The organism is Frischella japonica (assembly GCF_014489845.1).
In the GTDB taxonomy this organism is placed as follows: Bacteria; Pseudomonadota; Gammaproteobacteria; order Enterobacterales; family Orbaceae; genus Frischella; species Frischella japonica.
This window is the reverse complement of sequence record NZ_JABURY010000019.1, coordinates 67,340-80,061: the sequence shown is the minus strand read 5'-3', so window position 1 is coordinate 80,061 and position 12,722 is coordinate 67,340. Positions and strand designations below refer to the sequence as shown.

Here is a 12,722-nt window from a genome sequence, read left to right as displayed (position 1 = left end):
AAACTCAAATGAGTTAAATGGAATGATATAGTTTGGCCTTACTTAACGGAGAACCATTAAGCTTTAGGTCTTTTAACGCCGTATTTAGAACGGGCTTGTTTACGATCTTTAACACCAGCACAGTCAAGCGCTCCACGCACGGTGTGATAACGCACACCTGGTAAGTCTTTAACACGACCGCCACGGATTAAAATCACGCTATGTTCTTGTAGGTTGTGACCTTCACCACCGATGTAAGAAGTCACTTCAAAACCGTTAGTTAAACGTACACGACATACTTTACGTAATGCTGAGTTAGGTTTTTTAGGTGTTGTAGTATAAACACGAGTACAAACACCGCGTTTTTGCGGGCATGCTTCAAGCGCAGGAACGTTACTTTTTGCTTCCTTTAGTGCTCTTGGTTTGCGTACCAGCTGATTAATTGTTGCCATTAATAAGCTCCTGATTTATTTAATAAATAATTAAAACTACTTTTTAGATACGTAAAAACAACTGTACCCATAATACCGTAAGATATAGTATTTGGGTCGCAAGATTCTAGTCCTGATGAGGCATAATGTCAAGTATTACCCTATGTTGGTTAATTAAACTATTTATCATCTATTAAAAAATATAGTGAAAATCTTCGATATTACTTTTTTAGAAGGGTTTGGTAAATTTTTTGACCAAAATTAGTGGTAAATAATTTGCAAAAGTAACTATCAGCTTTTGTTTGAAATACTAGTTATTAAAGTCGGCAGTATGAGCTATTAATTAACCCCAAAAAATTATTGAACGGCGTTTTAATCGATTTCCAATTTTCTTTGCTAGGTTTCGGTCGGTTAACGACAATAAAAAACGGATGTGGGATATTGTTAAATATCATGATTTATTTTTTACTATAACTTATTGATTGGTATTATATTATTATAAAATTTGGTTTTAAATTTATGAATTTCAGTTAATGTGACTTGGGTTACATGCTTAATAATGTCATTATAAATATGAGCTGACTGATGAGATAGAGTTATTGTAATCCATGTTTAGTAACAGGAAATTAGATTTAAGCTAGTGATTTTGACAGGTCTCCAGCACAATCGATTGCGTAAAATGAATTTAAGATGAGTATAATGAAAAAAATATCTTTGTAATTTATGAAGGAAAAATCGGCGCTATCAAAGTATCTGAAAAGCAGGAAAGCATATAATAAACAGTTCCTGCTTCATTATGATTATACCATTAATGGTTTAAGTTGTTGATATAGTTTTCTAAATATTACACGTTGTTGTTGGTGATATTGATTGTGGATCATGTTCGGTTGATGAATTTGAATCACGGGTAAAGGCGTTAATAGTTTTTCCAACGGAATATTGGGATGACAAGCAATTTGCGCAAGTTTTGCTGCGCCTAGAGCTGGCCCAACTTCACCACCTTCGCAATATTCAATAGTATAGCCTGAAACATCACTAATTAATTGGCGCCAATATGCGCTACGTGCACCACCACCAATCACCATAATTTTTTCGGGTGTAACGCCCGTCTGATTAACGGCATCTATACCATCAGCAAGGGCATAACTTACACCACATAGAATGGCTCTAGCTAAATCTACTTGGCTATGTTGATAAGTTAATCCAAAAAACACACCTTTCGCTTGTGGATTATTATGAGGAGTTCTTTCACCAGAAAGGTAAGGTAAAAAGTGTAGTGGTGGTTTATTATTGGATGCTTCAGTTTCAATTAAAGATAATAGGGTTGGAACATCTTCTAGCTTCAATAATTGGCACCCCCAATCAAGACAAGAGGCACAACTTAACATTACAGACATAAGATGCCAACGGTTGGGTAAGGCATGACAAAAACTATGAATAGCTTGTTCAGGTTGGCTAATAAAGTGATCAGTAACGGCAAAATAAACTCCAGAAGTACCAAGTGATAGCATTGCCTGACCAGGTTGAAAAAGTCCTACACCAATTGCACCGGCTGCATTATCACCACCGCCAGCGATAACAGGAATTGAGTTGATTCCCCAACTTTGTGCGATATCATCATTGACATAACCAGTAATTTGATTGCCTTCAAATAGGGTAGGCATATGCTGTCGAGTTAAACCACAGGCTTCTAATAACGGATCATTCCAATCACGTTTTTCAACATCTAACCACATTGTGCCTGCTGAATCAGATAGATCTGATGCAAATTGCCCAGTAATTTTCAAACGTAAATAATCTTTAGGCAAGAGGACTTTATCAATTTGTGTAAAAATGTCAGGTTCATTGTGTTGTATCCATTTAAGTTTCGGTGCTGTGAAACCTGCCATCATAAGGTTACCCGTAATTTTTCTTGATGTTGGCACTTGTTTTTCTAATTCATGACATTGGGTATCGCTGCGTCCATCATTCCATAAGATGGCAGGTCTTAATACCTGAGATTGTTTATTTAATAATACCGCGCCATGCATTTGCCCGCTTAAACCCATTGCTTTTACAGGCTGCAAATTATGTTGCTGTTTAAGTGCCAACATGGCGATATTTGTTGCTTGCCACCAATGTTGTGGATCTTGTTCTGACCACAATGGATGAGGACGCGATACTGTTAGTTTTTCGCTATGGGAAGCTATAATGTTTTGCTGTTCATCCATCAGAATCACTTTGACGCCTGATGTACCTAAATCAATACCGATATACATATTATTTCCCCACTATAGTTATGCGAACAAAACGACATATTAATTTGTCTTGTTCCTTGTTATATAAAAGACAGTCTGACCAAAATAAACAGGTTAACTTGATTTTCTAATTTTTCTTGTTTACTGCTATAACATTTAGATTGAGATCATGTAGTAAATAATATTGTGCGATTTATTATAGTAATAGCCTACCTTCTAAAATGTTTTAACCTATTTTCTCAGTCTTGCTTGTATAACGAGCGATTAATTTTTGATTGAATGTTTTATCAGCTAAAATTTTTTAGCCTTTTTAATACTAATGCCATAGTATCAATTGTAGCGATATGGCTGTAACTATCATATTTATCCACTCTTTGACGTCGTAATTTAGTAATTGAAATTAAATTCTCAGTTTTAGAACGGCGTTTTTAATTCAAACATATCCAAAGTATTTTCTTCAACGTTATTTGGTATCCGATCAGCACTCGCTTACTTAGAATCGTTAACTGATCTTGAATCAAACATATCGCTTCTCGCCCAACGTTTAACCTAAACTAATTTCATTCATAATATTCCTCTAAATGGCATTAGTAAATTGGTAAAATCATCGTTTTGTTGTCATGATTGATTGTAGTCTAGAGGGATTATAAATGTTGTAATCTATATGCATATATTTTTGTTTTTTGTGAAATAGATCAAACTATATAAAATGGGTAATCGAGATTGATTATTTGCATATCATTATTTATCAAAAGTGTATCATTAAAATAAGACTCTAATGCTAGAAACGTAATAGACTGGAATAGGCATCAAGCCTCAATACAACAGCATGTTGTGCTTTGATGGACACTATTTCTACCGTTTATTAACGGTAGAAATAGAAAAAATGGCATCAGTGATGATCAATAAAGACAAATTTGAGGATAAATAAAATTGCTACCGCAATAACACAAATATTTAACTCTTTAAATTTGCCAGTAAATAACTTAAGAATAACGTAAGAAATAAAACCTAATGCTACGCCTTCGGTAATAGCAAAGGCAAAAGGCATCATTAATGCGGTAATGAATGCTGGCGTAGCTTCGGTTAAATCATGCCAATTAATTTTAACTAAACTCGATACCATTAAAATGCCAACAAAAATTAATGCTCCAGATGTTGCGTAAGTTGGTACCAAGTGGGCGAGTGGTGAAAAGAGGATAACAATTAAAAATAATAAACCGACAACAACAGAAGTCAAACCAGTACGACCACCAACAGAAACACCGGCGGTACTTTCAATATAGGTTAATACTGATGATGTACCAAATAAACCACCTAATGAAGAGCTGAAGCTATCAACTAATAATGCTTGGCGCATTTTAGGAAAACGACCTTGCTCATCGGCAATTCCTGCTTTATCGGTAACGGCTAGAATGGTTCCCGAAGAATCAAATAAACTCACGATCATAATAGAAAAAATAACTCCCATTATGCCTAAGTTTAATGAACCCGTTAGATCAACATGCCCAACAACAGTTGAAATATCCGGTGGCATAGAAATGATACCGTCATAATGAATATTCGGATCTAAGTAAAGTGCTAATAACGTGACAACAACGATGGAAACCAATACCGCAGCATGAACATTACGAGCAGCTAAGATGATAATGATAAAGAAACCCAGTGCGCCAAGTAATACATTTAGAGATAAAATATCGCCAATGGTTAACAAAGTAGCTTCAGAATGAACCACTAAACCCATATTTTTAAAGCCCATAAAAGCAATAAATAATCCAATACCAGCACTAATCCCAATTCTTAAACAATGCGGAATATTGGAAATAAGCCAGTAACGTACTTTAAATATCGATAATAAGAAAAAGATTGAAGAACCCCAAAAAATAGCCCCCATACCGACTTGCCATGAATAACCCATGCCAATACAGATCCCATACGCAAAAAAAGCATTTAAGCCCATAGCTGGGGCTAAAGCAATGGGCAAATTGGCAAATAGACCCATTAAAATGCTAGCAAATGCGGTGACAAGGCAGGTTAAGACAAATACGGCATTTTTATCCATTCCTGTAGCAGAAAGGATGGTTGGATTAACAAAAATGATATACACCATGGTAAGAAATGTCGTGAATCCAGCGATAAATTCTGTACCTACGGTTGTCTTTTTTTCTTTTAATTGAAATATTTTTTCAAATAAAGATTGCTGATTATTCGATTTCAGATGAGTCATATTAAAACCTAATTGATTAATAAATTAAATAAAGCGACGTTACTATGACAAATAACTTAGTAAAGTCAAATAATTATTCGATTGGACTGCCATTTCCTTCTGGTAAGTTAGCATTGATTGAAATGTTCATTTTGTTCTTGCTGATGTTTTGTTTTTTATCCATATTTTCAGTATTCGAAGACAAAGAATCAGGTGAAAGATTAATTAAATTTAGGATATGTTTTGCAATTTCATGCTTACCAGTAATTACCCCTGTTGCACCATGTTCAACAATATATTCCACTTCATCATCATAGAAAGCACAAACATAAATCGCAAGATCAGTCCTTGCTTCTCGGGCAAGTGAACAAATTTCACCCGCTTCATAGCCATTAGGCATTGAAATTACTAACCATTTTGCAGTATTAATTTGCGCTATATCTAATATTTCATGATTAGATGCATTACCAAATACTGCGGCAATATGATCATGACGCAATTGTTCAATAAGTGATAATGAATTATCAATTACCACAAATGGGATATCTTGGTTTTTTAATTGTGCTGCAATAGTGCTTCCTAAGCGTCCATGACCAACTAGAATGGCATGATCTTTTAGGTTTTGAGGGACTTGTTGATTAATTACCGCTATCGGATCAATCATTTTATCGACGATGGTTTCGGTTTTCGATAAATATCTTTCAATCAGATTAAATATAATTGGATTAATCACTATTGAGATTATTGCTCCAGCCAGAATTAAACTATATGCATCATCAGGAAACACAGCTAATAATTTACCTAATGCTGCTAAAATAAAGGCAAATTCACCAATTTGAGCAAGGCTAGCAGAAATCGTTAAAGCCGTCCGTTTACTATTACCAAATAATCTGACGATAAAATAAGCTGCAATGGATTTTCCAAAAATAATAATAACTACGGTGCAAAGTGTCGATAATGGGTGTTCAATTAAGATATGCGGATCAAACAGCATACCAACCGAGACAAAAAATAGCACGGCAAAAGCATCTTTTAGCGGTAAGATATTATTACCAGCACGGTGACTTAATTCCGATTCAGTTAATGCCATTCCAGCAAAAAAGGCTCCTAAAGCAAACGATGCTCCAAATAATTGTACCGCAGCTAGGGCAATACCCAATGCAATCGCTAATACTGAAACGGTAAATAATTCTTCTGATCCTGTACTGGCACTTTTGGCTAATAACCATGGGATTAATCGTCTACCAATTAACATCATAAAAGTAATGAAGATAATCACTAAGCCGATAGTTTTAGTGATTTGCATTGCTAGATACCACAAATTGATATCATCACTATTATTTAGCATAGTAACAATTGGGGGTAATAAAACTAACGTTAATACCATTACCATATCTTCGACAATCAGCCAGCCAATCGCTATGCGACCGCGTTTACTTTCAACTAAATTTTTTTCTTGTAAAGCACGAAGTAAAACCACTGTACTTGCGGTTGAAAGACAGAGACCAAAAACGAGACCGGTTATGATTGACCATCCAATGATTGCCGATAGCCCCATCCCTAATAAGGTTGCGACAGCTATTTGTGTGATTGCACCAGGAATAGCAATAGCTTTTACCGTGAGTAAATCTTTGATAGAGAAGTGCAAGCCGACCGCAAACATGAGCAAAATTACACCGATCTCAGCTAATTGACTTATGATCGCCGTATCAGCAACATAGCCAGGGGTTGATGGACCAAAAATAATACCTGCAATAAGGTAACCGACTAATGGTGAAATTCGCAATCGGTTGGCTAACATACCTAAAATAGCGGCTAAAACGATACCACCGATGATTGCAGCAAGTAATGGTCCAGTATCGTGCATCTCCACCTCATTTAGCGTTGTTCATGGATGAAAAAATTTCGATATTTATTTTAGCGTATTTTTTAGTTATTGGTTTAAATATTTTGAAATTTTTGTTTATTGTTTCGTTATCATATCGCTAAGGGGCATTTGTTGCCCCTGACGCAGAAAATTAGATTAATGATGTTGAGCGATATGACTAATTTTAACTTTAACAATGCGATGGCTATCAATTTCTAGAATCTCAAATAGATAATCATCTAATTTAATGATTTCTCCAACACTTGGAATATGTTGTGATTTTTCCATCAATAGACCCGCTAAGGTATGATATTCTCGGCGTTCGTCTAATTCGATCGGAACAAAGCGTACTAACTCCTCAAGTGGAATATACCCATTAGCAATCCAACAATCTTCTCCCTGACATTGAATATCATGTTTTGCATCAACTTCATCATTTTCTGTTGGGAATTCACCAGCTATTGTTTCCATGACATCAGTCACGGATACCACGCCCTGCATTGAGCCGAACTCATCAACCACAAATGCAAAATGTGTTTTACCGGTTTTAAACTGTTCTAAAGCCGTTAATAATGAAATCGTTTCTGGAAAAATAAGCGGTTGTTTAATCAACTTTGCAATTGAAAAGTTTTGTTGATTATTTAAAATTTCTTTAACTAAATCATTTACTTGTATTATACCTAAAGGTTCATCGATTGACGCATCATCAGTGACGATTAACCGTGTATGTTGGTTTTCATTAATCTCTTGCCAAATATCGTCACGTTTATCATTAATATTAATCATACTGATATTCTGTCTGGATGTCATAATACTACTCACTGAACGTTGGGCCAGACCAAGAACGCGTTCGACCATACTCAATTCTTGCGCATTAAAAACATCGGTATTTTTACTATTCTCAGTTACGTTATCTCTGGTATTGATGGTGAGTTCTTCATCTTCGTTATCGCCTTTTAATAAGTTTAAAATTGCTTCAGCGGTGCGTTGTCGTAACGGCTTAGTATTAAGGAAACGTTGACGATTGAAAATAGCAATTTGATTAAACAGTTCGATGAGAATTGAAAACCCAATCGCTGCATATAAATAACCTTTCGGGATTGCAAATCCAAAACCTTCAGCGACTAAGCTAAAGCCAATCATTAACAAGAAACTCAAACAGAGAATAACAATAGTTGGGTGAGAATTAACAAAATAGGCTAGCGGTTTACTGGCTAACATCATGATAACCATCGCAATACAGACCGCGATTATCATAATAGGAACTTGTTCAACAATGCCAACAGCGGTAATAACTGAATCTAAAGAAAATACTGCATCGAGTATTACTATTTGTGCAACGACAGTCCAAAAATGAGAGGTTTTCTTTTGTCGGTCATTTTCTTGTGCCGATCCTTCTAATCGCTCGTTAAGCTCCATTGTTGCTTTGAATAATAAGAAAATACCGCCGACAAGCATAATCAGTTGGCGCGCATTAAATGTGATACCAAATCGGGTGAAAAGCGGATCGGTTAATGTAACGAGCCAACCAGTAAACATCAACAGAATTATCCGCATAATTAATGCTAAAGATAAACCGGTAATACGCGCATGATCGCGTTTTTCTGGCGGAACTTTTTCAGTAAGAATAGCAATGAAAACGATATTATCAATGCCGAGGACGATTTCAAGAACAATCAGAGTCGAAAGACCAATCCAAATTGTTGGATCCATGATCCATTCCATAAAGCAGGTGGTTACCTTTAAGTTAAACAGCACATGCTGCAGTGGTTAATTCTGGACGGTTTTATCAATTAAATCAATGATAATTTGCTCTTATTACTCAATATTATTCAAAATATACTCATGTATATATTTTTTATTTAAAAAATCAATAAGTTAATTATTAATAATAACGAGTTAAACTGACTTCAGATTAATACGTTTTTTTTGTATACTCATATCTCATGTAACAAATAATGGGATAGTTTTTATGTTAACAATCAATGAATATTTCAGCGGTAAAGTAAAATCAATCCATTTTCACAATGCCAATAGTGGTGAATCCAGTATAGGGGTAATGGTACCAGGGGATTATACTTTTAGTACTAATTTTCCTGAGGAAATCACCATTATTTCTGGTTCGTTAAATGTATTATTACCAACAGCAAAAGATTGGCAAATTTTACAGGTGGGTCAAGTCTTCCATGTTCAAGGAAAAAGTGAATTCAGTGTTCAAGTTGCTGAACCAACAGCGTACTTATGCCGTTATCTTTAATACCGTTGCCTATGAATAGCAATTTAACTAGCTGGATTAAATAATAATTTTGAGTCAATTCACTTAGTAGCAAAAAAATAATAGTCATAGGGAATGACTCAATCTTGCCAAATCACTTTAATTAAAAAGCGCGAGTATCGGTACGCCATGTATCGGCAGTAAGTGCTTCACCAAAATAACTGTGGACAAGTTTTTGTGTAATCTCACTTAATGGCGAAGCAAGTACTTCAGCAGTATTACCACTTTCAACAATTTCACCGTTATGCATTACTAGAATCTGATCACTGATATGTTTCATCATACCGATATCTTGCGTAACATAAACATAGGAATAATTGTGTTGTTGTTGCAGCGATAACATTAAATTGATAATTTGTGAGCGCATTGAAATATCTAAGGCCGTTAAGGCTTCGTCAAAAATAATCACTTTAGGTTTAAGTATCAAAGCTCTGGCTAGCGCCACACGTTGTTTTTGCCCTACAGCCATGACGGAAGGATAGTAGTTAGCATGTTCAGCGGATAACCCTACTTGCTTTAATACATCATAAATTAATTGTTCTCGTTCGTAGGCCGTCAGTCGCGTATTTTGTTTTAAAGGAATATCCAGTATTTTGCCGATTTTCAAACGCGGATCGAATGAGCTATCGGTATTTTGGAAAATCATACGGATAAGCTTACTACGTGTATGATAATCACCATATTCTAATTTTTGATCTTCAATCCAAATATCTCCACTATCAGGCTTAATCATTCCAACTAACATTTTAGCCAACGTTGATTTACCGGAGCCATTTTGACCGATTATTGCTAAGGTTTTGCCTTCATTAAGCGAAAATGACACCGGTTTAACCGCATCTATATAAAGATGACCAAATAATCCTTTTGGTATAGCAAATCGTTTCGACAAATTACGAACTTTTAGCGCTGGATTCATGATTTATTATCCGGTAATTCTATATTAAGTGGAAAATGGCAGGCAACAGCATGATCTTTAATGGTGATCAACTCGGGGGTCTCAATGCATTTTTTTTGAGCATAAGGACAGCGTGGGCCTAATCGACAACCAATTGGCAAATGTTCTAAAGGCGGAATGACACCGGCTAAAGTATTTAATGGACTTTTATGTGGCATAGCCTTGCCAAAATCAGGTATTGCAAAAATCAATGCTTGTGTATAAGGGTGGTAAGGTTTTTTTATCAACTCTTCGCTATTAGCCACCTCTACGGTCTGCCCGCAATACAAGACATTAATCCGATCAGTCCATCGGGTTACCATTTGTAAATCGTGGCTAATTAATAAAATCGTGGTACCTGAATTCTGATTTAAACTGGCTAATAAACGAAATATTTGTGCTTCCGTGGTGGATTCCATTGCATTGGTGGGTTCATCAGCTATTAGTAATTTAGGCTGATTAGCTAGTGCGATAGCGATCATTACTTTTTGACATTCACCTTCAGTCAGTTCGTATGGATAAGCATTCATAATTTCTTTATGCTCTTTAATACCAACCCGATGTAATAACTCAATTGCGCGATTTTTACGCCAAAATAATCGTTGCCAAAAATGCCCCTTAAATGTCCACGATGGAATGGATTGAATAAGTAATCGACCAATTTTCATGGTCGGATCAAGACAAGATTGTGGTTCTTGGAAGATCATCGAAATATTAGCGCTAATTATTTTTCGACGTTGTTTATTCGTTAATTTTAGTAAATCAACACCATCGAAAAAGAAACGATCGGCGGTGATTTTACAATTTTTATTTGTAACACCTAAAATTGCTTTCGCAACGAGACTTTTACCCGATCCCGATTCGCCAACTAATCCTCTGATCTCACCTTCATTTAATTTTAAATTTACGCGATCTACTGCACGTAATAATCCGTCAGAGGTAATAAATTCAATGGTAAGATTTCGGATATCTAATAATGCCATAACTAACTTTCACCTTTTTTAGCTAAGATAATATTGATCCCTAAATTAACCAAATGTATAAGTAAAATCGTGACAATTATAGCGATACCACTGATAAAAAAAGCCCAATAGTTATCATGGATGATGGTCAACATGTTATTCATCATCACCCCTAAATCAGGGTGGCGAAAATTGCTACTTCCAAAACCAAGAAAAGTTAGTACCGTTAAAGCCAAAATGATATTGCTAAAAAGGTTGGTGATTTCGGTCAGATAAGCCGGTAAGATATTAGGAATTATATAAAAATTAATAATTTTTACCGTTGGAATACCATCTAAACGATGTGCAGTGATATAAGTTTTTTGCCATTCTTGCATAATGTGTAAATCAATGTTATGGACAAATCTGGGCAGATAGGCTAACCCAATAATGATCAATATTGCATCGATATCATTATCCCAAAATAGCGCGACGACGATTGCACTGAGGATTGGCGGAAACGAGATAATAACTCTAAAACACATTGAAAATAATGGACGTAATGGTGCGATAAAAAATAAAAGGTAATTAATTACTGCACTGATTATGACCACAAAACCGGTGGCGGATAACGTTAATTTAATTGAAGATTTGTAGGCTAATAATAAATAGTTGAAGATATCTCGACCTTGTTCATCGGTACCGAGAATGTGATTAATGTCGCCTTTATTCTGCCAAGCTGGAGGTAATAAGTTTTCATATATCGGCGCGAGCGTGGCATGAAATAGCCATTTAGTTGAATAACAGATAAAAACTATGGTTAAAATACCATAGCAACCAATAATAAGATAAATATTGCTATGAATGGTGTTTTTAAAATTGACAATACTATTGCCAATTTTGCTAAGGAAATTGCTTATTTTATTCATGCAATGGCCTTGATTGTGTTGGATAGATTATAACTACTAGAATTTCACTTAGCAGCATCAACAAACTAATGATAATACCACAGCCTAATAACGTTAATGCTAAGATGCTAAAATTGTGTTGATAGAAGCCATACAGTAACCATGTGCCCATTCCTGACCGATTTAATAATATTTCAATAACCATTGTTGAAAACAATAAGGTGGTAATGTTAGCGGTTAATTGTGGAATTATTTTGGGAATAGCATTTGGTAATAAATGCCTGAATAGCACCTTCCATGATGCATTTTCTTTAATATACGCGACTTTTATATAGTTTTGATTAGCGATCAGTTTTACTCGCTCACTAACGATTTGAATGGTGGTAATACATGGTTGGATTGTTAAAATGATAACTGGAAGCAATAACGGTGTAATATGATTAACTAACAACGGTAGTTTATGGTCATTATTAGTTGATAATATTGTTATCAAAGATGAATTGCCAATGGTTGATGAATAATCAATATGCTGCGTAAAATGCCAATCAACTGTTGATAACCTAATAATTAAAATAGCGATCCAAACTAATGGGCTAGCATAGAGCAACCAGCATAGTAAACGTAAGATATGAATAAAACGACTATTGCTCGATAACCCCGATATAACACCAATCGGAAAACCAATAATAATGGCACAGAAAATTGCCAATAAGCCTAATTCTGTGGTTGGTAAGAAAACATGTTGTAAAATTTCAGACATATTGTAATCAAATAACGGTAATGATAACGGATGATTACTAAGCAATTGATAATAAAAATCATAATAAAATTGATAGAAGGTTAGATGATAAAGTGAATTATTGGGAGAAAAATATAATACACTAACACTAACTAAAGATAATAAAAAAAACAAAATTAAAAATGAAAACAATTTCTTTATGATG

At 35.0% G+C, this 12,722-nt stretch carries 10 protein-coding genes; 1 reads left to right on the top strand and 9 read right to left on the bottom strand.

Translation table 11 applies throughout. From position 1 onward, the window contains the following. Positions 1 to 56: 56 nt before the first annotated feature. The 5 genes from rpsL to FcAc13_RS09640 form a co-directional block, all read right to left on the bottom strand. Positions 57 to 431 carry a 30S ribosomal protein S12 gene (rpsL, locus tag FcAc13_RS09660; RefSeq protein ID WP_039105705.1) on the bottom strand — a complete coding sequence of 125 codons (375 nt, stop codon included), beginning with the start codon at positions 429 to 431 and terminating at the stop codon, positions 57 to 59. Positions 432 to 1,210: 779 nt separating this feature from the next. Further along, on the bottom strand, positions 1,211 to 2,668 hold the full coding sequence (gene xylB / locus FcAc13_RS09655; RefSeq protein ID WP_187756017.1) for a xylulokinase: 1,458 nt from the start codon (positions 2,666 to 2,668) through the stop codon (positions 1,211 to 1,213). An 871-nt stretch (positions 2,669 to 3,539) separates the two neighbouring features. Beyond that, positions 3,540 to 4,874 (bottom strand): NCS2 family permease, encoded by a 1,335-nt coding sequence (locus FcAc13_RS09650; RefSeq protein ID WP_187756016.1) that lies wholly within the window; start codon positions 4,872 to 4,874, stop codon positions 3,540 to 3,542. A gap of 73 nt (positions 4,875 to 4,947) precedes the next feature. Beyond that, complete coding sequence (gene ybaL / locus FcAc13_RS09645; protein ID WP_187756015.1) at positions 4,948 to 6,720, bottom strand: YbaL family putative K(+) efflux transporter; 1,773 nt, start codon at positions 6,718 to 6,720, stop codon at positions 4,948 to 4,950. Positions 6,721 to 6,876: 156 nt separating this feature from the next. Continuing rightward, positions 6,877 to 8,445: a TerC family protein gene (locus FcAc13_RS09640; RefSeq protein ID WP_187756014.1), complete on the bottom strand. Its 1,569-nt coding sequence runs from the start codon at positions 8,443 to 8,445 to the stop codon at positions 6,877 to 6,879. 247 nt (positions 8,446 to 8,692) lie between these two features. Between FcAc13_RS09640 and FcAc13_RS09635 the strand changes: the two genes are divergently transcribed. After that, a complete protein-coding gene (locus tag FcAc13_RS09635; RefSeq protein ID WP_187756013.1) occupies positions 8,693 to 8,977 on the top strand; it encodes a pyrimidine/purine nucleoside phosphorylase in 285 nt (94 codons plus the stop codon). Positions 8,978 to 9,098: 121 nt separating this feature from the next. Here the strand turns inward: FcAc13_RS09635 and FcAc13_RS09630 are convergent, their stop codons facing one another. From FcAc13_RS09630 to FcAc13_RS09615, 4 genes are read right to left on the bottom strand one after another with little or no spacing between them, the layout of a single operon-like run. Further along, complete coding sequence (locus FcAc13_RS09630; protein WP_220680024.1) at positions 9,099 to 9,914, bottom strand: peptide ABC transporter ATP-binding protein; 816 nt, start codon at positions 9,912 to 9,914, stop codon at positions 9,099 to 9,101. Continuing rightward, positions 9,908 to 10,912, bottom strand: a complete 1,005-nt coding sequence (locus tag FcAc13_RS09625) for a peptide ABC transporter ATP-binding protein (RefSeq protein ID WP_187756011.1) — start codon at positions 10,910 to 10,912, stop codon at positions 9,908 to 9,910. Before FcAc13_RS09625 ends, FcAc13_RS09630 begins: the two co-directional genes overlap by 7 nt. A gap of 2 nt (positions 10,913 to 10,914) precedes the next feature. Continuing rightward, positions 10,915 to 11,799: an ABC transporter permease subunit gene (locus tag FcAc13_RS09620; RefSeq protein ID WP_187756010.1), complete on the bottom strand. Its 885-nt coding sequence runs from the start codon at positions 11,797 to 11,799 to the stop codon at positions 10,915 to 10,917. Continuing rightward, positions 11,792 to 12,538 carry an ABC transporter permease subunit gene (locus FcAc13_RS09615; protein WP_187756009.1) on the bottom strand — a complete coding sequence of 249 codons (747 nt, stop codon included), beginning with the start codon at positions 12,536 to 12,538 and terminating at the stop codon, positions 11,792 to 11,794. The genes FcAc13_RS09620 and FcAc13_RS09615 overlap by 8 nt, the downstream gene beginning before the upstream one ends. Between the last annotated feature and the right edge of the window lie 184 nt (positions 12,539 to 12,722).